Source organism: Paracoccus gahaiensis (assembly GCF_005048225.1).
Classification (GTDB): Bacteria; Pseudomonadota; Alphaproteobacteria; order Rhodobacterales; family Rhodobacteraceae; genus Paracoccus; species Paracoccus gahaiensis.
Map to the genome: position 1 here is coordinate 1 of NZ_SUNI01000001.1, position 21,722 is coordinate 21,722.

Annotated in this window: 16 protein-coding genes, 1 tRNA gene and 2 pseudogenes; 8 read left to right on the plus strand and 11 right to left on the minus strand. The window is 66.7% G+C overall.

Features of this window, described 5'->3' with window-relative positions; all coding sequences use genetic code 11:
* Positions 1–814, plus strand: a pseudogene (locus tag FA743_RS00005) (transposase); the annotation flags it as partial.
* 260 nt (positions 815–1,074) lie between these two features.
* On the opposite strand, the pseudogene FA743_RS00010 reads toward FA743_RS00005, so the two are convergent.
* Both FA743_RS00010 and FA743_RS00015 read right to left on the minus strand, forming a co-directional pair.
* A pseudogene (locus FA743_RS00010) lies at positions 1,075–1,680 on the minus strand (transposase family protein); the annotation flags it as partial.
* A gap of 118 nt (positions 1,681–1,798) precedes the next feature.
* Positions 1,799–1,888, minus strand: a tRNA-Ser gene (locus tag FA743_RS00015).
* A gap of 108 nt (positions 1,889–1,996) precedes the next feature.
* Between FA743_RS00015 and FA743_RS00020 the strand changes: the two genes are divergently transcribed.
* The 4 genes from FA743_RS00020 to FA743_RS00035 all read left to right on the plus strand — a co-directional run bounded on the left by FA743_RS00020 (position 1,997) and on the right by FA743_RS00035 (position 7,554).
* Positions 1,997–2,869 carry a DUF2059 domain-containing protein gene (locus FA743_RS00020; protein WP_136883848.1) on the plus strand — a complete coding sequence of 291 codons (873 nt, stop codon included), beginning with the start codon at positions 1,997–1,999 and terminating at the stop codon, positions 2,867–2,869.
* Positions 2,866–3,936: an NUDIX domain-containing protein gene (locus tag FA743_RS00025; RefSeq protein ID WP_136883849.1), complete on the plus strand. Its 1,071-nt coding sequence runs from the start codon at positions 2,866–2,868 to the stop codon at positions 3,934–3,936. Before FA743_RS00020 ends, FA743_RS00025 begins: the two co-directional genes overlap by 4 nt.
* A 106-nt stretch (positions 3,937–4,042) precedes the next feature.
* A complete protein-coding gene (locus FA743_RS00030) occupies positions 4,043–5,074 on the plus strand; it encodes a cysteine synthase A (RefSeq protein ID WP_136883850.1) in 1,032 nt (343 codons plus the stop codon).
* Positions 5,075–5,082: 8 nt separating this feature from the next.
* A complete protein-coding gene (locus FA743_RS00035) occupies positions 5,083–7,554 on the plus strand; it encodes a DUF3772 domain-containing protein (RefSeq protein WP_136883851.1) in 2,472 nt (823 codons plus the stop codon).
* Positions 7,555–7,624: 70 nt separating this feature from the next.
* Here FA743_RS00035 and FA743_RS00040 read toward each other — a convergent pair whose 3' ends face one another.
* The 4 genes from FA743_RS00040 to FA743_RS00055 all read right to left on the minus strand — a co-directional run bounded on the left by FA743_RS00040 (position 7,625) and on the right by FA743_RS00055 (position 12,684).
* The gene (locus tag FA743_RS00040) at positions 7,625–8,716 is read right to left on the minus strand and encodes an AI-2E family transporter (protein ID WP_246054752.1); all 1,092 of its coding nucleotides are present in this window, start codon (positions 8,714–8,716) and stop codon (positions 7,625–7,627) included.
* A gap of 62 nt (positions 8,717–8,778) precedes the next feature.
* Positions 8,779–11,538, minus strand: a complete 2,760-nt coding sequence (gene gyrA / locus FA743_RS00045) for a DNA gyrase subunit A (RefSeq protein ID WP_136883852.1) — start codon at positions 11,536–11,538, stop codon at positions 8,779–8,781.
* Between the two features lie 103 nt (positions 11,539–11,641).
* Positions 11,642–12,109, minus strand: a complete 468-nt coding sequence (locus tag FA743_RS00050; protein ID WP_136883853.1) for a disulfide bond formation protein B — start codon at positions 12,107–12,109, stop codon at positions 11,642–11,644.
* Entirely contained in the window at positions 12,106–12,684 is a 579-nt protein-coding gene (locus FA743_RS00055) for a YqaA family protein (protein WP_136883854.1), read from the minus strand. Before FA743_RS00055 ends, FA743_RS00050 begins: the two co-directional genes overlap by 4 nt.
* Before the next feature lie 146 nt (positions 12,685–12,830).
* Between FA743_RS00055 and ypfJ the strand changes: the two genes are divergently transcribed.
* From ypfJ to FA743_RS00075, 3 genes are all read left to right on the plus strand, one after another.
* Positions 12,831–13,664 carry a KPN_02809 family neutral zinc metallopeptidase gene (ypfJ, locus tag FA743_RS00060; RefSeq protein WP_136883855.1) on the plus strand — a complete coding sequence of 278 codons (834 nt, stop codon included), beginning with the start codon at positions 12,831–12,833 and terminating at the stop codon, positions 13,662–13,664.
* Positions 13,665–14,046: 382 nt separating this feature from the next.
* Positions 14,047–14,508, plus strand: a complete 462-nt coding sequence (locus tag FA743_RS00070; RefSeq protein ID WP_136883857.1) for a type II toxin-antitoxin system RatA family toxin — start codon at positions 14,047–14,049, stop codon at positions 14,506–14,508.
* 10 nt (positions 14,509–14,518) lie between these two features.
* On the plus strand, positions 14,519–14,878 hold the full coding sequence (locus FA743_RS00075; protein WP_136883858.1) for a DUF4870 family protein: 360 nt from the start codon (positions 14,519–14,521) through the stop codon (positions 14,876–14,878).
* Positions 14,879–14,930: 52 nt separating this feature from the next.
* Here FA743_RS00075 and metK read toward each other — a convergent pair whose 3' ends face one another.
* From metK to FA743_RS00100, 5 genes are all read right to left on the minus strand, one after another.
* On the minus strand, positions 14,931–16,109 hold the full coding sequence (gene metK / locus FA743_RS00080) for a methionine adenosyltransferase (RefSeq protein ID WP_136883859.1): 1,179 nt from the start codon (positions 16,107–16,109) through the stop codon (positions 14,931–14,933).
* Between the two features lie 2 nt (positions 16,110–16,111).
* Complete coding sequence (gene ahcY / locus FA743_RS00085) at positions 16,112–17,497, minus strand: adenosylhomocysteinase (RefSeq protein WP_136883860.1); 1,386 nt, start codon at positions 17,495–17,497, stop codon at positions 16,112–16,114.
* A 72-nt stretch (positions 17,498–17,569) separates the two neighbouring features.
* Positions 17,570–18,214, minus strand: a complete 645-nt coding sequence (locus tag FA743_RS00090) for a TetR/AcrR family transcriptional regulator (protein WP_136883861.1) — start codon at positions 18,212–18,214, stop codon at positions 17,570–17,572.
* A gap of 250 nt (positions 18,215–18,464) precedes the next feature.
* Positions 18,465–20,285 carry a translational GTPase TypA gene (typA, locus tag FA743_RS00095; protein WP_136883862.1) on the minus strand — a complete coding sequence of 607 codons (1,821 nt, stop codon included), beginning with the start codon at positions 20,283–20,285 and terminating at the stop codon, positions 18,465–18,467.
* Between the two features lie 152 nt (positions 20,286–20,437).
* Positions 20,438–21,565: a hypothetical protein gene (locus FA743_RS00100; RefSeq protein WP_246054755.1), complete on the minus strand. Its 1,128-nt coding sequence runs from the start codon at positions 21,563–21,565 to the stop codon at positions 20,438–20,440.
* Positions 21,566–21,722 lie beyond the last annotated feature (157 nt).

The window sequence follows — 21,722 nt, forward strand, 5'->3', positions numbered from 1 at the left end:
GTGGCATCGCATCCTGACCCATTACCTGCCGCTCTATTTTCCGGAAGCTGACCGTTTCCACCGCAGTTCGCGGACGGATTGGTTTCTGGCGTTCCTCGAGATGTTCCCCTCTCCGCACATGATCAGCACCATGACCAAGGAGGAATTCACCAAGGCTGCTTGGGAGGTGGTCGCGCGCAAGGTCGAAAAGTCTCTCCTGTTGTCAGATATTTACGAGACGGCAAAGGTGTCTACCGGGCTGCCCGTATCGCCGGATTCAGACGCCATCCGAATGTTCCGCATGATGCTGGCCGAAGGGCGAAACCTGATCCGCCAACGCAATGCCATCGAAGATCGGGCGGTCGAATTGCTGGCCGAGCGCCCTGACTATGAACTGCTGCGCACCATTCCCGGCATCGGGCCGATCAACGCTCTGACGATCTTGGCCGAGACGGGTGACGTGCGCCGGTTCCACCATCACCGTCAGTTTCTGAAGTTCTGCGGCATGGATTTGGCCACCGTCTAGTCCGGCATGTTCCGCGGTCGGAGCAAGATATCGAAGTATGGCAATGCCCGTCTCCGACGCACGTTATGGCTGGCGGGTCAGACAGCGGTTCTGAAGAAGACCAACAGCTTTCGGGACAAATTCGAACGCTACATCTCGCAGGACCGCCACAACCCAGATCTACGCCGCAAGGCATACACCGCCATCGCCGCAAAAATGGCACGCACCATTCACGCCGTGATCAAATCCGGCGAACCCTATCGCCCCTTCTTCGAGGGGGCGAGCCCGAGCGGAAGGACCTCTCTCTCAAAGGGCCGTGGAGGCGCATGATGCGACCTCGTAGATAATGTTCGGTGTCGTCGGGGATACAGTCCCCCGGACTGTATCCTGATCCTCCTCCATCCGCTTGGGATTTAGGATCTCGTCTTAAGGACGGTGAGGGCGGCAACCAGACCGACCCTGTATTTGCTATGGAAGAGACCACTTCTTGACGGCGGAGCCCGCTTGGGCAAACATGCTTCAGAGCATCCGGTCGCTCGGATGCCCCGTGATCTGACGCCCTGAGTGGCGATTTATTCCCGAACTAGGACGTTGTCGGTGAGCACACGGGTAATCGTCATCGGCGCGGCGCGTTCCAGATCGCGCAAGAAGCGGCGGGCATTGGCCGCGGTTTTCGCGGTGTAGATCCGCACGAAGACCCATCGCGTGGCGCGGTCGATGGCGACGAACAGATACCGGCGGCGGCTCTCGTCGGCCATCTGCGACAAGTATTTCACGTCAACATGCACATAGCCCGGCTTATGGGTCTTGAAGACCCCGTGCGCAGGCCGCGGCAAGGCAGGCTTCAGCGCGCGCAAGTTGCCCACGCCATGCCGGCGCAGGCAGCGGTCCAGCCCGGAACGCGAGACATGAGGGTGCAGGAACTCCCGCACCACTGACAGCAGGTCATCCAGCGGCAGCAGCAGCGACTTGCGCAGTGCCACTGCCACAGCTTCCTGTGCCGGCGTGAGCGTCGACTGAAGCCTGTGGGGCGTGTGGCTGCGATCATTGACGCTGTCCCGGCTCCGCCACTTCCAGACCGTCTGCTCCGAGATGCCATAGCGCTCCGCCACCCTCCAAGCCGGTTCCGTGCTCGCCTGGATCGCGGCCCGGATCTTCGGTGTCGTCGCTGCTTGGTTGTGAAGAGAGATCAGCATCCTCGCCTCCCATCCCGAAACTCGCCCAGGATCGATCTTGCCACGAAGAACGCGGTCCGGCGAGGGTCTATGTAATCATCCGGGAGCGGACACTTAGGGCTGCATCTACAGGGAATATTGGCGGAGAGGGTGGGATTCGAACCCACGGAGCCCTTGCAGGCTCAACGGTTTTCGAGACCGCCCCGTTCGACCACTCCGGCACCTCTCCGCGCTTTTGGTGGTGTGGTGTGGCGGAATTAGAGGGGTGGGGGTTGAAGCGCAAGGGGGTTTGGCCGAAAAATCCGCCAAGGTTAAGATTTTCGCGAAAGGGCGGGACATGCTGAGTCTTCTGGGAGTGATGGCGGCGCTGGCCGTCTCGGGTCCGTCCCCGGTGGGGGCCGCCTGGACGCCCGCGACGATCCACCCGGTGCAGGCCCCGCAGGCCGACCGGCAGGACCAGGTGTGGCAGGTGCTGGGGATGGACCGGCTGATGCCCGTGCTGCAGGCCGAGGCGGTGGGGGAAGCCGCGCGGATGCAGGCCGAGGGGCTGATCGCGGGGCAGGGCCCGGACTGGGCCGGGACCATCGGCCGCATCCACGATCCCGACCGGATGGAGGGGCTCTTTCGCGACGGCATGAGCGACGCCCTGGACCGCGCCGATCCGGCGCTGCTGGAGCGCGCGCTTGGCTTTCATGCCTCGGATCTGGGGCAGCGGATCATCGGGCTGGAGATCTCGGCCCGCCGCGCCATGCTGGAGGAGGGGGTCGAGCCGCTGGCCCGCCAGTCCTTCGCCGATGCGCTGGACCAAGGCCAGCCGCGCGCGGTGGCGATCAGCGAGATCATCGACCGGGCCGACCTGATCGCGCCCAATGTGGCAGGGGGGATGAACGCCGCGCTGGCCTTCGCGCGCGGCTTTGCCGAGGGCGAGGGGTTCGACATGGCCCCCGACCCGCAGCAGATGCTGCAGGAGGCCTGGGCGCAGCGCGATCAGATCGAGGCCGAGGCGACGGCCTGGCTGCAGGGCTTCCTGATGCTGGCCTATGCGCCGCTGAGCGATGCCGAGCTGGCCGAATACGGCGCTTGGGCCGCCTCGACCGAGGGTCAGGCGCTGGCGGGCATCGTCTTCGCGGGCTTCGACGGGGTCTTCGTGCGGACCTCCTACGAGATGGGGCTGGCGGCGGCGCTGCGGCTGCAGGGGCGGCAGTTGTGATCGTTCTGGTGGGCGCGCTGGCGCAGCCCGGCCTGCGGGCGGCGCTGGATCTGTCGGGGCCGCCGGTGCAGTTGAGGGGGCGGCTGGAGCGGGGCGGCCGTGCCGGGATCGACCGCGACGGCTGGCCGGAGCTTGTCCAAAGCGACGATCCGCTGCTTGGCATGGCGGTCGAGGACAGCCCCGCCCTGACCCGCTATGCCAAGGTGATGGGGCTGCAGCCGCACGCGGTGCAGGGCCATGCAGTGTTGGGGATCGGCGCGGGCGGGCAGGGCGATGCACTGCCGGAAGCCCTCCGCGATGCGCTGGCGGCCGAGATCGCCCGGCAGATCCTGGACGCCGATCCGTCCACCGACCCTGATCTGCTGGCCTGGCGGTTGCCGATGACCGGCATCTGGGCGGCCAGCCGGCTGCGGGCGCAGGCCATGGCGCCCTCGGGGCAGGGAGTGGTGGCGCCGCGGGGCGCGGGGGCCGTCACCGCCCTGGCGCGCCACCAGCCCTTCCTGGGCTATTTCGGCGTTGCCCGGAACGACCTGACCCATGCGCTGCATCAGGGCGGGACCAGCGCGCCCATGACGCGCGAGGCCTTCCTGATGGGCGATGCCGCCGTGCTGCTGCCTTGGGATCCGGTCCGCGACCGGGTGCTGGTGATCGAGCAGTTCCGCTTTGCCCCTGCGCTCCGCGGCGATCCCCAGCCCTGGCTGCTGGAGCCGATCGCGGGCCGCGTGGATGCCGGCGAGACGCCCGAGGCCGCCATCCTGCGCGAGGCCCGCGAAGAGGCCGGGCTGCAGGTGACGCGCCTCGTTCCGGCCCTTCACAGCTATCCCAGCCCGGGCGCGGTCTGCGAATTCCTCTATCAATATGTCGGCATTGCCGATCTGCCCGACGGGATCGCGGGGATCCACGGGCTGGAGGGCGAGGCCGAGGATATCCGGGGCCATCTGATGGACCGCGCGGCGCTGTCTGCGCTGGTCGATGCGGGCCAGATCACCAATGGGCCGCTTGCGCTGCTGTCGCTGTGGCTGGATGCGCGGGCGGACCGGCTGCGGGGGGAACCGGCCTCGGCATAGCGCCGTTGCCCCGGACCGGACGCACCGGCGGCGGGGTTGCCCCCCCAAGCGCTGCCCGTGTAGATATCCGGCATCATGCTTCCCTTTGGAGAGAAGGTCGATCGCCATGCGAATCTACACTGATCTGGCCGACGCGATCGGAAATACCCCGCTGATCCGCCTGAACCGCGCCAGCGACGAGACCGGCTGCGAGATCCTCGGCAAGGCCGAATTCATGAATCCCGGCCAGTCGGTCAAGGACCGCGCGGCGCTGTACATCGTCAAGGATGCGGTGGCGCGCGGCGTGCTGCGCCCAGGCGGCACCATCGTCGAGGGCACGGCGGGCAATACCGGCATCGGCCTGGCGCTGGTCGGCGCCTCGATGGGCTTCAAGTCGGTAATCGTGATCCCCGAGACGCAGAGCCAGGAAAAGAAGGACATGCTGCGGCTGGCCGGCGCGACCCTGGTCGAGGTGCCGGCGGCGCCCTACAAGAACCCCAACAACTATGTGCGCTATTCGGGCCGTCTGGCCGAGGCGCTGGCCAAGACCGAGCCCAATGGCGCCATCTGGGCCAACCAGTTCGACAACATCGCCAACCGCCGCGCCCATATCGAGACGACCGGCCCCGAGATCTGGGACCAGACCGAGGGGCGCGTGAACGGCTTCGTCTGCGCGGTCGGCACCGGCGGCACGCTGGCGGGGGTGGCCGATGCGCTGCAGCCCCGGGGCGTCAAGATCGGCTTGGCCGATCCCGAGGGCGCGGCGCTGCATTCCTTCTACACGACCGGCGAGTTCGACAGCCCCGGCAGCTCGATCACCGAGGGCATCGGCCAGGGGCGCATCACCGCGAACCTGGAAGGCTTCACCCCCGATTACAGCTGGCGCATCCCGGATGCCGAGGCGCTGCCCATCGTCTTCGACCTCTTGCGCGACGAGGGGCTTTGCCTGGGCGGGTCGTCGGGCGTCAACGTCGCCGGCGCCATCCGCATGGCGCGCGAGATGGGCCCCGGACACACCATCGTCACCATCCTGTGCGACTACGGCACGCGTTATCAGACCAAATTGTTCAATCCCGAGTTCCTGCAGGCCAAGGGCCTGCCCGTTCCCGACTGGCTGACCCGTCCCGCACTGGATCTGCCGCAGGTTTACGAAGACTGAAAGAGTTCATGCGACATCTGATTGCTGTTTTTCTGACGGCGCTGCTGGTCCTGACCGCCGCTCCGGTCATGGCCCAGCAGGCCGGCACCGTGAATTACCAGACCTGGGAAGAGGTCGCCGAGCGGGCCGAGTCCCTCAGCGCCAATCCCCAGGCCACCGACGAGGAACTGGCCCGCACCCGCGCGCGCATCGTCGACTGGCGCGACCGGCTGCAGGCCGGGCAGAACGTCAATGCCGACCGCATCGCCACTTTGCGCAACCAGATCGAGTCCCTGGGTCCCGCGCCCGCCGAGGGCGAGAGCGAGGACGAGGAGGTCGCCGCGCGACGGTCCGAACTGACCTCGCAGCTGTCCACCGCCCAGGCCCCGCGCCTGGCCGCGACCGAGGCCGCCAGCCGCGCCAATTCCATCATCGGCCAGATCGACGAGATCATCCGCCAGCGCCAGGCGCTGGAACTGGCCAAGCAATCGCCCTCGCCGCTGTTGCCCAGCTCCTGGGCGGATGCGGCGGTGGACGGCCTGGCACTGGCCGAGGGGGTCGCTGGAGAGATCACCGGCCAGGACGCCACGCCCGAGACCTGGGCCGAGCTTCGTCCGCGCCTGCCGCAGGTCGGCGCCTATCTGATCGCGGCGCTGCTGATCCTGACCTATGGTCGCGCCTGGATCGTGAACCTGCCTTCGCGCCTGTCGGCCCGCGCCTCGCAGCATTCGCGCGCCGTGCTGGCCTTCGTTGTCTCGCTTGGCCAGATCGCCATTCCGCTGGCCGGGGTCTATCTGGGCATCAGCGCCATCCGGGCCACGGGGCTGGCCGGGGAATGGACCACACCCTTCCTCAGCGCGCTGCCCTTGGCGGCGATGATCCTCTTCGGGGGCATCTGGCTGGCCCGGGCGCTGTTTCCGCGCAAGGCCATCGCCTATACCTCGCTGCAGATGAGCGAGGCGGCCCGCGTCTCGGCCGGGCGGATGGTCACCGTGCTGGCCGCGATGATGGCGGTCCATCACCTGCTGTCGCGCGCGGTCCTGCCGCTGTCGGGCCTCTATGAACATGGCGAGGCGCAGGTCGGCCGCGTGCCGGTGCAGTTCGGCGAGGCCTCTGCCGGGGTCTGGCACTTGGGCCTGGCGGTGGCGACGGCGCTGGCGATGTTCCGGCTTGGGAACGTCCTGCGCCGCCTGACCCGCGATGCGGTCACGCAGGACCTGTCCTATCGCCACTGGATCGTCGCATGGGCCGGCCGCCTGACACGGATCGTGGCGCCGCTGGCGGTGCTGGCCATCGCGGCGGGCTTCGTCAATCTGGGCAACCTGTTCATCTGGCCCTGGCTCTTCTCGCTGGCGCTGGTGGGTCTGCTGATCCTGCTGCAGGATTTCATCGCGGATCTGTTCGACATGGTTCAGCACGGGGCCGAGGGCGCCCGCGAGGGGTTGGCCCCGCTGCTGACCGGCTTCGCGCTGGTGCTGGCCTCGATCCCGGTCTTCATGATCATCTGGGGCGCGACCCCGGACGAACTGGGCGAGTACTGGCTGAGCTTCCGGCAGGGCATCAGCCTGGGGGGCATCTCGCTGTCGCCGGGCGCGATCCTGACTTTCCTCGTGATCTTCGCGGTGGGCTACATGCTGACCCGGGGCGCGCAGGGGGCGTTGCGCAACTCGATCCTGCCCAAGACCAAGCTGGATCCGGGCGGGCAGAATGCCGTCGTCTCGGGCCTGGGCTATGTGGGGATCGTGCTGGCGGCGCTGATGGCCATCACCTCGGCGGGGATCGACCTCAGCTCGCTGGCCATCGTCGCCGGTGCGCTGTCGGTCGGCATCGGCTTCGGGTTGCAGAACATCGTGTCGAATTTCGTCAGCGGCATCATCCTGCTGATCGAGCGCCCGGTCAGCGTCGGCGACTGGATCAGCGCGGGCGGGCAGCAGGGCATCGTCAAGCGCATCTCGGTCCGCTCGACCCAGGTCGAGACCTTCGACAAGACCGAGGTGATCGTTCCGAACAGCGACCTGATCAGCCAGCCGGTGACCAACTGGACGCGGCACAACAAGGTCGGGCGGATCATCATCCCGGTGGGCGTGGCCTATGGCACCGACACCCGCCGCGTCGAGGCGATCCTGCGCGAGATCACCGAGGATCACCCGCTGGTCGCCATCGACCCGGCCCCCGCGATCCTGTTCCGGGCCTTCGGCGCCGATTCCCTAGATTTCGAGATCCGCGCGATCCTGGCGGATGTGGGCACCGGGCTGGGGGTGACATCGGACCTGCTGCACGCCATCGCCGCGCGCTTTGCCGAGGAGGGGATCGAGATCCCCTTCGCGCAGCGCGACATCTGGCTGCGCAATCCCGAATCCCTGCCGGGTCAGCGCCAGGGACCGGAGCGCCCGGCGATCGCGCGTCCCGTCGCGGCGGACCGCCCCGCCCCCGAGCCGCGCGACACCTCGGTCGCCGCCCGCGAACTGCCCGATGACGGGGATTTCGACTCGGGGCGTTGATCCTTTGGGAACGTCACGGCAAAGGGGCGCACTTGCGGGTGCGCCCCTTTTCACATCCGCATCGCCAGCCTCATGCGGCCAGCTTGCGCGCCCCGTCCTCGTCGCTGCTGCCGTCGTCGGGCAGCCCCTCGCGCGACAGCATCACGGCCAGCCCCCGCAGCCAGGGGATATGGGCGCAGATGATCATCAGCGCGACCATGATCGGCACCGCCAGGAACATCCCCGGAACGCCCCAGATCGCGCCCCAGAAGGCCAGCGACAGGATGATGCCGAAGCTGGACAGGCGCAGCGTCTGGCCCAGCAGCATCGGGTCCAGGATATTGCCGATCAGGAATTGCGTGACGCTGCACAGCAGCCCCACGACCAGCGTCAGCGTGGTGTCTCCGGTCAGGACGAAGGCCAGCATCGTCGCAATCACCGTCGCGACGATCGAGCCGACCGAGGGGATGAAGTTCAGGATGAAGGTCAGAAGCGCCACCGCCATGGCCAGTTCCAGCCCCGCCACGCGGAAGATGATCCAGACGATCACCGCCGTCACCGCGCTGACGCCGGTCTTGACGACCAGATAGCGGTTCACGCGGTGCATGATGGACGCGATGATCCGGCGGATCTGCGAGGCGCGTTCGGGATCCTCGGCCAGACGCTCGATCTTGACGGGAAACCAGACCTGCTCGGCGAACATGAAGCCCACGAACAGGATCACCAGCACGCTGCCCGACAGCAGGCCCGAGGCCTGTCCCGCCAGCGACCGGATCCAGCCGGTGATATTGAAGTTCGTCAGGGCGGTCATGATCCGCTCCTGCGCCTCGGGGCCAAGGCGTTCGGTCAGGGTGGGCAGGGCGGCCTGCGCCTGTTCGGCATAGGCGATGGCCAGAAAGACGACCTCGTTCACCTGCGCCACGATGGTGGTCGAGATCCACAACAGCCCAAGCGCGATGCCGATCAGCGCCAGCGTCGTGGCCAGCCAGTTCGGCACCCGCAGCCGGGTCGAGATCGCGTGGATCGCGTCCGAGGTCAGCGAGAACAGGATGATCGCGATGGCCAGCGAGATCAGGATGAACTTGGCCTGTACCAGCATGAACATCAGCAGCGAAAAGGCGATCAGCCCCAGGAACCCGGTCTGCAGGCGCTCTCGCAGTACGGTCTCGTTCGAATGGTCCACGCATGTCCCCGCGGCGCTGAAGAAAGACCCGACCCCGGCTGGCGGGATCGGGTCGGTCGGTGTCAGTCCTGATCGTCGGCGATCTCGGCGATCTCGGCATCGCCCTGTTCCGCGATGCGGGCGACCGAGACGACCACCTCGCCCGTGGCCGTGTTGAACACCTTGACCCCGCCGGCACTGCGCGAGCGGAAGCTGATCCCCTCGACCGGCACCCGGATCGACTGCCCGGTCGAGGTCGCCAGCATGATCTGGTCGTCGCCCTCGACGGGGAAGCTGGCGACCAGCGGCCCGCCCCGCATCGCGCGGTCCATGGCCATGACGCCCTGGCCCCCGCGACCGCGCACCGGGTAATCGTGGCTGGAGCTGATCTTGCCCGACCCCTTGGCCGAGATGGTCAGGATCAGATCCTCGGCCGCCGACATCTCGATATAGCGTTCCTGGGTCACGGTGCCCTCGACGGTGTCGTCATCCTCGTCCGCCTCGGCCCCGTCATCCAGCGCGCCGGCGACCGCGCGGCGCATCTTCAGATAGGCCATGCGTTCGGAGGGCTCGGCCTCAAAATGGCGGATGACGGACATGCTGACGACCTTGTCGCCCGGGGCCAGTCGGATGCCACGCACGCCCGTGGAATCGCGGCTCTTGAAGACGCGGATGGCGGTCGTCGGGAAGCGGATCGCGCGACCCATGCCGGTGACCAGCATCATGTCATCGGATTCGGTGGCCAGACGCACGCCCACCAGGGTCACGCCCTCGGGCATCTTCATCGCGATCTTGCCGTTGCGCATGATGTTGGTGAAGTCGGACAGGGCGTTGCGGCGCACGTCGCCATCGTCGGTGGCGAAGACCACCTGATAGTTGTCCCATTCGGTCTCGGGCGCATCCATCGGCAGCAGGGCCGCGATGCTGACCCCTGCGCCGATCGGCAGGATGTTGACCATCGCCTTGCCCTTCGAGGTCCGCCCCGCCAGCGGCAGCCGCCAGGTCTTCATCCGATAGACCATGCCGTCGGTGGTGAAGAACAGCAGTTCCGTATGGGTGTTGGCCACGAACAGCGTGGTGACCACGTCGTCTTCCTTCATGGCCATGCTGGACAGGCCCTTGCCGCCGCGCCGCTGCGAGCGGAACTCGGCCAGCGCGGTGCGCTTGATGTAGCCGCCCGAGGTGATGGTCACGACCATATCCTCGCGCTCGATCAGGTCCTCGTCCATCATGTCGCCGGCCCAATCGACGATCTCCGTCCGGCGCGGCACGGCGAACAGCTCGCGCACCTCGCGCAGCTCGTCCGAGATGATCTGCATGATCCGGTCGCGCGAGGCGAGGATCGCCAGATAGTCGCGGATGCTGTCGGCCAGCGCTTGCAGCTCGTCGGTGACTTCTTTGACGCCGATCTGGGTCAGGCGCTGCAGGCGCAGGTCCAGGATGGCGCGGGCCTGCACCTCGGACAGGTTGTAGGTGCCGTCCTCGTTCACCGGATGCAGCGGGTCGTCGATCAGGCGCAGATATTCGACGATGTCATGGGCGGGCCAGCGCCGTTCCATCAGCTTCTCACGCGCCTCGGCGGCATCCGCGCTGCTGCGGATGGTCGCCACGACCTCGTCGACATTGCTGACCGCGACGGCCAGACCGCACAGCACATGGCTGCGTTCGCGGGCACGGCGCAGTTCATAGGCGGTGCGGCGGGCCACGACTTCCTCGCGGAAGCTGATGAAATAGGTGAGGAAATCGCGCAGCGCCAGCTGCTCGGGCTTGCCGCCGTTCAGCGCCAGCATGTTGCAGCCGAAGGTCGTCTGCAGCGAGGTGAAGCGGAACAGCTGGTTCAGCACCACCTCGGGCGTGGCATCGCGTTTCAGTTCCACGACGACGCGGACGCCGTGGCGGTCGCTTTCGTCCTGGACGGTGGCGATCCCCTCGACCCGCTTTTCCTTGGCCAGTTCCGCGATCCGCTCGATCAGGGTGGACTTGTTCACCTGATAGGGGATCTCGTCCACGACGATGGCGAAGCGGTCCTTGCGCGGTTCCTCGATATGGGTTTTCGCGCGGATGATGACGCTGCCGCGCCCTTCCAGATAGGCCTTGCGCGACCCGGACCGGCCCAGGATGGTCGCGCCGGTCGGGAAGTCGGGGCCGGGAATGATCTCCAGCAGGCGTTCGGTCGGCAGGTCGGGGTCCGCGATCAGCTCCAGCGTGGCGTCGATCACCTCGCCCAGATTGTGCGGCGGGATGTTGGTGGCCATGCCGACGGCGATGCCGCCCGCGCCGTTGACCAGCATGTTGGGGAAGCGGGCGGGCAGGACGGTCGGTTCGCGGTCCTTGCCGTCATAATTGTCCTGGAAATCGACGGTGTCCTTGTCGATGTCCATCAGCAAATAATTGGCGGCCTTGTCCATGCGGACTTCGGTATAGCGCATGGCCGCGGCCGGATCGCCGTCCATGCTGCCGAAGTTGCCCTGACCGTCCAGCAGCGGCAGAGACATGGAAAACGTCTGCGCCATCCGCACCAGCGCATCATAGATCGCGCTGTCGCCATGGGGGTGATACTTGCCCATCACGTCGCCGACCGAGCGCGCCGACTTGCGATAGGACTTGTCCGAGGTGTTCCCGCTTTCGTCCATCGCATAGAGGATGCGGCGATGCACCGGCTTCAGACCGTCGCGCAGGTCGGGGATGGCCCGGCTGACGATCACCGACATCGCATAGTCCAGATACGAGGTCCGCATCTCGGCCGAGATGTCGATCACCGGGCCGTCGTGATGCATGACCACGCGGGTGGGGGCGCTCTCTTCGGGGGTTTCGGGCAGATCGTCTTCTGGGGTGTCGGCCACGGGTATTCCTCAACATCTAGTTGGGATCGGTATAGCCGAGCCGGTGCCGGGGGGCAATCGCACCCCCGCCGCCGATGCCCCGAAAGCGGCGCTTTTCAGGCCCTCAGGCGCCCTTGCGGGCGGCAACTGCCCAGAGGCCCGCCAGACCCGCCGACAGGATCGCGTTCCAGCCCGCCATCGAGACGCCCAGGAAGGACCAGGCGACCTCGGTGCAGCTGACCACCGGGGCCGATTGCAGCCGCGTCATCAGATCCTGCGTGGACATGAGGGCCAGATCGCCGATCCCGCCCGAGCATTGCGTGGGCCCGGCCCACCAGGTCATCTCGACGCCCATGTGATACAGCGCGACGCCCGCCGCCGTGGCCGCCGCGATCAGGCCCAGCACCGCCAGGACCCGGACCCGGCCCGTCCACCAGACCAGCCCGGCGATCAGGGCCGCCGCGACATGCGGCCAGCGCTGCAGCACGCACAGCTCGCAGGGCGCATAGCCCACCGCCTGGAAGCCAAGCGCCGCGATCAGCAGAAGGGCCGACCCGGCCCCGGCGAAAAGGGAAAGCTGTCTGCCCGTCACAGGAACCTCACTGCCGCGAACCCGCCGATCAGGCAGGCCATGAAGATGGTGAACACCAGGCCCAATCGCCGCTCGATGAAGTCGCGGATGGGCACGCCGAATTTCCACAGCAGGCCCGCGACGACGAAGAACCGCCCCGCGCGCCCCAGGATCGAGGTCGCGATGAACAGCGGCAGGGACAGCCCCACCGCGCCCGAAAAGATGGTGATGACCTTGAAGGGAAAGGGCGTCAGCGCCGCGAACAGCACCGCCCAGCCCCCGTATTCGGCAAAGCGCAGGCTGAGGTCCTGGAACGCGGCCTCCTTGCCATAGGCGGTCAGCACCCATTGGCCGACCGTGTCCATCAGCACCGCCCCGATCCAGTAGCCCAAGAGCGCGCCCAGCACCGACCCCGCCGTGGCGATGGAGGCGATCGCCCAAGCCCGCGCGCGTTGCGCCAGCACCATGGGGATCATCAGCACATCGGGCGGGATCGGAAAGACCGAGCTTTCGATGAAGCTGACCGCGAACAGCGAGGTGCCCGCATGGCGGTGCCCGGCCAGCCCCATGGTCCAGTCGTAAAGCCTGCGCAGCATTGCGGTCCCTCGTCGCTTTGCCCCGTCCTTCCCCCCGCAGGCCCCCGGCGTCAAGCCCGATGCGGTTCCTGTCGCGCCGCTGTGATGGACCGGAACCCGGGACAGACCGGCGCGTTCGGCGCAGCAGCAATCGGGGGACATTCAGGATGCAATGGCGGGGACGACGGGGCAGCAGCAATGTCGAGGACCGGCGCGGCATGGGCCGGGCCGGGGGGATCGGCATCGCCGGCACGCTGGTCGTGCTGGCCGTGGGCTATTTCTTCGGCATCGACGTGTCGCCTCTGGTGCAAGGCGCAAGCCAGTCGCAGGGCGATGTCGAGTTGACCGAGCGTGACGAGGAATGGGGCCAGTTCGTCTCGGTCGTGCTGGCCGATACGGAAGAGATCTGGCAGCCGGTCCTGCAGGATCAGGCGGGGCTGGCCTATCGCGACCCGACGCTGGTGCTGTTCCGGGGGGCGGTGCAATCGGCCTGCGGCAGCGCTTCGTCCGCGATGGGGCCGTTCTACTGCCCGGGCGACGAGCAGGTCTATCTGGACACCGATTTCTTCGACATGATGGCCGAACGGATGGGCGCGGGCGGCGACTTCGCTGCCGCCTATGTGATCGCGCACGAGGTCGGCCACCATGTCCAGAACCTGACCGGCGTGCTGGGCGAGGTGAATGCGGCGCGCGGATCGCTGCCCGAGGCCGAGGCGAATATCGTGTCGGTGGCCACCGAGTTGCAGGCCGACTGCTATGCCGGCATCTGGGCCCGCCACGCGCAGGAACGTTTCGGCACGCTGGACGTTGGCGATCTGGACGAGGCGATGCGGGCTGCCGAGGCCGTGGGGGATGACGTGATCCAGGCCAATGCGGGCCGCACGCCGGTCCCCGACAGCTTCACCCACGGCACGGCGGCGCAGCGTCAGGACTGGCTGATGCGCGGGTTCGACTCGGGCGACATGCGAGAATGTGACACCTTCGGCGCCGGCACCCTGTGACCGCCCGAGATCAAGCGGAGGCTACCATGACCCTGATCCTGACCTTCATCGGCCTGATGTCGGCCTTCGGCATCACCTTGGCCCTGGGCGCCCCGCGTCCGCGCGCCCAGCCCGTCGCCAAGGACTGACGCTCAGCGCGGGAAGCGTGGCTGGCGCTCCATGGTCGCCCATTCGGGCCACCAGCCCATCCACTCGACCCCCGCGATGACCAGGGCTGCGGCGATGATGCCAAAGACCATCATCACCATCTTGGCACTTGGGGGGTTGCGAACCCATCTTGCGGCTCGAACCAGCCACATCAGGTTGTGCATCTTGCGCCTCGCCTGTTAAATCCTCGCGACAGCGAAACCAGACGTCGCGCAGAAACTCAAGAGCCCCGCCCGTGCCCAACCACCGTGACAACCGAAATCTGCCCTATACGGCGCGTCAGATGTACGATCTGGTCGCCGATGTCGAAAGCTATCCGCAATTTCTGCCTTGGAACAGTGCCGCCCGTATCCGGTCGCGCGAAACCCGTCCCGACGGCGCGGAGGAGATCACCGCCGATCTGGTCATCAGCTTCAAGGTGTTCCGCGAGCGCTTCGGCAGCCGCGTGGTGCTGTGGCCCACGGACGGCCCGCAACCCCTGAAGATCGACACCGAGTATCTGGACGGCCCGTTTCGCTACATGCGCAGCGGCTGGGCCTTCACCGATCGCCCCGAAGGGGGCTGCCATGTCGAATTCCATGTGGATTTCGAATTCAAGAATGCCATTCTGCAACGGCTGATCGGCGTCGTCTTCCACGAGGCGATGTCGCGCATCGTCCGCGCCTTCGAGGATCGCGCCCGCAAGCTGTATGCATGAGGTAGACCAGATGACCCATTCGCCGACCCCGACCGCCGCCCCCGACCTGATGCCCGCCAAGATCGTCTACGGCCTTTACGCCGTGGGCTATGTGGTGGCCCTGACCGCGCTGGTGGGCGTCGTCTATGCCTATGTCGCGCGGGGCAAGGATCCGGTGCTGGACAGCCACCTGACCTTCCAGATCCGCACCTTCTGGATCAGCCTGGCGATCGCGGTGCTGGCCTTCGTGACGATGGTGGTGGGGATCGGCTTCCTGATCTGGGCCTTTCTGGCAATCTGGGGGCTGATCCGGGTGATCTCGGGCTTTCTGCTGGCGAATGACGGCAAGCCGATCACGGGCACCAAGCATTTCGGCATCATGGCCTATTGAAAAGGGCCGCCCTTTGGGGGCGGCCCTGATTTTTCCGGTCGGTGCCGCCCTTTCAGGTCAGCGCGGATCTCAGCGCCTCGGCCCGGTCGGTGGCCTCCCAGCTGAAGGCGGTGGCGCCGTTCAGGGCATAGGGCGCGCGGCCGAAATGGCCATAGCTGGCGGTCGGCTGATAGATGGGATGCAGCAGGTCCAGTTCGCGGATGATGGCAAAGGGGCGCAGGTCGAAGACCTCGCGCACCGCGTCCACGATCCGGCCCACCGGCACGGTTTCCGTCCCGAAGCAGTTCAGGCTGATCGAGGTCGGCTCGGCCACGCCGATGGCATAGCTGACCTGGATCTCGCAGCGCCGGGCCAGCCCGGCCGCCACGATGTTCTTGGCGACCCACCGTCCCGCATAGGCGGCCGAACGGTCCACCTTGGACGGATCCTTGCCCGAGAAGGCGCCGCCGCCATGGCGGGCCATGCCGCCATAGCTGTCGACGATGATCTTGCGCCCGGTCAGGCCGCAATCGCCCACCGGACCGCCGATCACGAACTTGCCGGTCGGGTTGATGAAGAACTTGGTGTCGCCCGACAGCCATTCGGCGGGCAGGACGGGGCGGATGATCTCTTCGACGACCGCCTCGCGCAGGTCGGCCAGGCTGATCTCGGGGTTGTGCTGGGTGGACAGCACGACCGCGTCGATCCCCTCGGGGCGACCCTCGGCATCATAGCGCAGGGTCAGCTGCGACTTGGCGTCGGGGCGCAGCCAGGGCAGGGTGCCGTCGCGGCGGACCTTGGACTGACGTTCCACCAGCCGATGGGCATAGGTGATGGGTGCCGGCATCAGCACGTCGGTCTCGTCCGAGGCATAGCCGAACATCAAGCCCTGATCGCCGGCGCCCTGTTCCTCGAGGCTTTCCCGGTCAACCCCTTGATTGATCTCGGGAGATTGCTTTCCGATGATGTTGATCACCGAACAGGTCGCCCCGTCGAAGCCCACATCGGACGAGTTGTAGCCGATATCGGTGATGACCCCGCGCACGATGGATTCCAGATCCACCCATGCGCTGGTCGTGATCTCGCCCGAGATGATGGCCACCCCGGTCTTGACCATCGTCTCGCAGGCGACGCGGGCGCGCGCATCCTCGGCCAGGATCGCGTCGAGGATCGCGTCACTGATCTGGTCGGCAATCTTGTCGGGATGGCCCTCGGAGACGGATTCCGAGGTGAACAGCGAATATTCTGTCATGATCAATACCGGTAATGGTCGGACTTGAAGGGACCCTCGGGCGGGACCCCGATATAGGCGGCCTGTTCGGAGGACAGGGTCGACAGCTTGGCGCCGACCTTCTCCAGATGCAGGCGGGCGACCTTTTCATCCAGCGCCTTGGGCAGGATGTAGACGCCGGGCTTGTAGTCGTCGCCCTTGGTGAACAGCTCGATCTGCGCCAGCACCTGGTTGGTGAAGCTGGCCGACATCACGAAGGACGGATGGCCCGTGGCATTGCCCAGGTTCAGCAGGCGGCCCTGGGACAGCAGGATGATGCGGTTGCCCGAGGGCATCTCGATCATGTCCACCTGGTCCTTGACGTTGGTCCATTTGTGGTTGCGCAAGCTGGCCACCTGGATCTCGTTGTCGAAATGGCCGATATTGCCGACGATGGCCATGTCCTTCATCTCGCGCATGTGCTCCAGCCGGATCACGTCGCGGTTGCCGGTGGTGGTGATGAAGATGTCAGCGCTGTCGGCCACATCCTCCAGCGTCACCACCTCGAAGCCGTCCATTGCGGCCTGCAGCGCACAGATCGGATCGACCTCGGTCACCTTCACCCGGGCGCCCGCGCCCTGCAGCGAGGCGGCCGAGCCCTTGCCCACGTCGCCATAGCCGCAGACGACCGCGACCTTGCCGGCCATCATCACGTCGGTGGCGCGGCGGATGCCGTCGACCAGCGATTCCTTGCAGCCATACTTGTTGTCGAATTTCGACTTGGTGACGCTGTCATTCACGTTGATCGCGGGGAAGGGCAGCAGGCCCTTCTTCTGCAGGTCATACAGGCGATGCACGCCGGTGGTGGTTTCCTCGGACACGCCAAGGATGGCATCGCGGGTCTTGGTGAACCAGCCCGGGGACTGTGCCATGCGCTTGGCGATCTGCGCCTTGATGACCGTTTCCTCGTCGGACTCGGGCACCGGGATGATGTCCTCGCCCGCCTCGGCCCGCGCACCCAGCAGCACGTACAGCGTCGCGTCGCCGCCATCGTCCAGGATCAGGTTCGCGCCCTCGGGGAACTGGAACGACCGGTCCAGGTAATCCCAATGCTCGGCCAGCGACTGGCCCTTGATGGCAAAGACCGGCACGCCGGACTTGGCGATCGCCGCCGCCGCATGGTCCTGCGTCGAATAGATGTTGCACGAGGCCCACCGGACATCGGCGCCAAGCGCGGTCAGCGTCTCGATCAGGGCGGCGGTCTGCACCGTCATGTGCAGCGAGCCCACGATCCGGGCGCCGGCCAGGGGCTTCGCCTCGCCATATTCGGCGCGCAGGGCCATCAGGCCCGGCATCTCGGTCTCGGCGATGTCCAGTTCCTTGCGGCCGTAATCGGCCAAGGCGATATCCTTGATGATGTAATCGGTCACGGCTGCTCTTTCGTCATTCCCAGGTTGGCTCCGGGATAGCGCAAGCACCCTGGCATCGAAAGGGTCAAACTGTCACGTACTGGAGGCGTCCTGCCGGCTGCTGCGGGCGATCCGCACCACGAAGTCCCGGCTGAGCGCCTTGGCCATCACCACCGGATCGCTGTCGGGGGCCCAGTCCTGCATCCGCCCGTCCACGATCATGCGCGCCAGACCATAGGCATAGCTGCGCGCCGACAGGATCAGCATCGGGATATCCTCGCGCGGGTGCAGGCGGCCATCGTCGCGCGCCCGGGTCATCATGCGGGTCATCAGGTCGGTCAGCCCGTCGATGTAGCGCCGCAGCGCGACGGTCTGCAACAGGAAGGCAGGATCGCAATCCGACAGCATGCGGAACTGGACATGGTGGACCGCCGCCCAGTCCAGATAGGCGTCGGCCAGGGCCGTGAACTGCGCCAGCGCGTCGTCGGGATCGACCTGCACGACCGCGCGCCGGCAGACATCCATCAGCACGACCAGCGATTGCTCGATCCCCGCGGCGAGCAGCGCATTGTCATCGGGAAAGAGCTGCCGGACCCGCTCGATCGGCGCATCGATGGCCTGCGCGACCTCGTCCACGGTGGCCAGCCTGAAACGACGCTGCTCCGTCAGGACCAGAAGGGCGTCGATGGCCTGCTCGTGCAATCCGAGGCGCTTGTCCGAAGGTGCCATATTGCTCATGTCGTGACCCGGTCCGCGGCGCTGTTCTGCCTGATGGAAAACAGCAGAAAAAATTCTGATGACGCGCCCGGGACAGGCCCTGGTCACACGTCCTCGATGCTCGCGGTGCCAGAGAATGCCCTGCAGTCGAGGCAAACGCCTGCACCCGAACCGATCATATCACGAAGTGTCAAATGCGCGACAACATAAATTAGACAAAACCGCGCGCTTGGGGCCAAGCGCGCGGTTCCGAAGATCAGATGCGAGGCGTTCAGGCGCCCGAGCGGGCGACGCGCTTACGCTCGTTCGGGTCCAGATGCCGCTTGCGCAGACGGACATTCTTGGGCGTGACCTCGACCAGCTCGTCGTCGTTGATATAGGCGATGGCCTCTTCCAGCGACATGCGGACCGGCGGCGTCAGGCGCACGGCCTCGTCCGTGCCCGAGGCGCGGACGTTGGTCAGCTGCTTGCCCTTCAGCGGGTTCACCTCAAGATCATTGTCGCGGCTATGCTCGCCGATGATCATGCCGGTATAAAGCTGCTCCTGCGCGCCGATGAAGAACTTGCCGCGATCCTCCAGCTTCCACAGCGCGTAGGACACGGACACGCCGTTCTCCATGCTGATCAGGACGCCTTGGCGGCGGCCCTGGATGGCGCCCTTGTGGGGGGCCCAGCCATGGAAGATGCGGTTCAGCACGCCGTTGCCGCGCGTGTCGGTCATGAACTCGCCCTGATAGCCGATCAGGCCGCGCGCAGGCACATGGGCCACGATGCGGGTCTTGCCGACGCCGGCGGGGCGCATCTCGACCAGATCGCCCTTGCGCTCTCCGGTCAGCTTCTCGATGACCACGCCGGTATATTCGTCATCGACGTCGATGATGACTTCCTCGATCGGCTCCAGACGCTGGCCGTCCTCTTCCTTGTAGATCACGCGGGGGCGCGAGATCGACAGCTCGAAGCCTTCGCGGCGCATGTTCTCGATCAGAACGCCCATCTGCAATTCGCCGCGACCCGAGACGACGAAGGCCTCGCCGCCCGGCGTATCCTCGACCTTGATGGCGACGTTGATCTCGGCTTCCTGCATCAGGCGGGCGCGGATGACGCGGGACTGCACCTTCTTGCCGTCCTGACCGGCTAGGGGGCTGTCGTTGATGCCGAAGGTGACGCTGATGGTCGGCGGATCGATCGGCTGCGAGGGCAGCGCGTCGCTGACGTCCGGATGGCACAGCGTGTCGGCCACGGTCGCCTTGGACATGCCGGCCAAGGTGACGATGTCACCGGCCTCGGCCTCGTCGATGGTGGTCTGGGTCAGGCCGCGGAAGGCCAGGATCTTGCTGATCCGGAAGGTCTCCAGCTTTTCGCCGTCGCGCGACATCGCCTTCAGCGTGTCGCCCGCCTTGGCGCGGCCCGCCTCGACGCGGCCCGTCAGCAGACGGCCCAGGAAGGGATCGGCGCCAAGCGTGGTGGCCAGCATCTGGAACGGCTCGTCCGAGCGCGACATCTGCTTGGGCGGCTGCACATGCTTGGAGATCAGGTCGAAGAGCGCGTCCAGGTTCTTGCGCTCGCCGTCCAGCGTCTCGTCGGCCCATCCGCCGATGCCCGAGGCATAGACATGGGGAAAATCCAGCTGCTCGTCCGTGGCGCCCAGATTGGCGAACAGGTCGAACACGTCATTGAGCGTGTCGTCGGGCTCGGCTGCGGGCTTGTCGACCTTGTTCAGCACGACGATGGGGCGCAGACCCAAGGCCAGCGCCTTGGATAGCACGAACTTGGTCTGCGGCATCGGGCCTTCGGCCGCGTCGACCAGCAGGCAGACCCCGTCGACCATCGACAGGATGCGCTCGACCTCGCCGCCGAAATCGGCGTGGCCGGGCGTGTCGACGATGTTGATGCGGACACCCTTCCACTCGACCGAGGTGGCTTTCGCCAGAATGGTGATGCCGCGTTCGCGTTCGATGTCGTTGCTGTCCATCGCGCGTTCCGCGACGGCCTGGTTTTCGCGGAAGGACCCCGACTGACGCAGCAGCTGATCCACAAGGGTGGTCTTGCCGTGGTCGACGTGGGCGATGATGGCGATGTTGCGGATATCCATGACAGCCTTAATTCTACAGGTTTCGGGGCTGCCCTAGCCGATAAGGGCCGTGAAGGCCAGCCCGCAATTGTCAAGAGCCCCCGACCGGGGGGTCGGGGGCTCTTTCCGTCATCGTTCCGTCACGTTCCGACAAGGTCGGGGACGTGGCGCGCTCAGCTGCGGCGACGGGTCAGACCCGACCAGACGCGGCCCGCATCGCGGTCATGTCCACCGCGGATGGCACCCATCCAGGCGGCCACACCGGCCACCAGCGAGGTGACGGCCAGGAACAGCGCGGACCACACCGCACCGCGACGGGCGGATTCGGCGGCCTCGATCGCGGCGTCCTGCGCTTCCTGCAGGCGCTGCTCGGCTTCCGCACGCAGCTCCTCGGCGCGGGCTTCGGCAGTGGCCAGAGCCTCTTCGGCCTGTGCCTGCGCTTCGGCCAGACGCTCTTCGGCCTCGGTGCGCAGGGTCTGGACCTGAGTCACGGTCTCCTCGACGCGGGCGTCGATCTGGGCCGGGGTCAGTTCGGTCCGGGCTGCCAGCGCGTCGCGCAGATAGTCCAGATCGTCCTCGGGAACGTCGCCGGTGCGCAGGACCGAGCCCAGGATGCTGGTCACTTCGCCGGCAATGGCCTCGTCCGAGAACTGGTCGGGTGCGGTTGCCTCGCTGCGCAGCAGACGGTTGGTCAGGTAATCCAGCGGATTGCCGCCCGCACCTTCGCCGCCCTGTGCCGCATCTGCAGCCCCCGTGGCCGCGCCGCCGGCCAGTTGGCCCACGCCGCTAATGGCGCCGCCCGCAAGCTGGCCTGCGCCGCCGACGATCCCGCCTGCCAGCTGGCCGGTGCCCTGCAGCGCGCCGCCCACGGCCGAACCGGTCGCCTCGACTGCCGTGGTCGCGGCAGATCCTGCCGCGCGAACGCCGCCCGAGATCGCGCCGGCGGCCAGGATGCCGCCCAAGATCATGCCGATCGCCCAGACCGTCAGGCCATGGACGCCGTCACGCGCTTCGACTTCGTCTTCCGAGGTCGAATGGCGGGCGCGCATCCGTCCGGCGACGTAGCCGCCCAGACCATAGACCGCGACCAGCGAGACAAAGGCGAACAAGCCGACCAGGATCAGCGCGAAGGTGCCCAGACCCTCGCCGGGTTCGGCCGAGACCGACCCCAGGCCCAAGGCCGCCGTGAAGCCGGTCAGGACGACCGAAGCCCCGACCGCGATGGCCGCGCCTGCCAGGATCGAGGCCCAATCCACATGGCCGCGCGTGGCGCCGCCGGCAGTACCGAGATTTTCATTCATGTCCGGTTTCCTCAACGCAGGCCAAGAAAGGACAGGATGAACAGAACGACCACGATCAGGCCGACGATGTAGATGATCGAATTCATGACTTTTTTCCTTTGTCTGGGCGTCTGCCGCACAATTCGGCGCGGCATGGCGACGCATCACCGGGCCAACG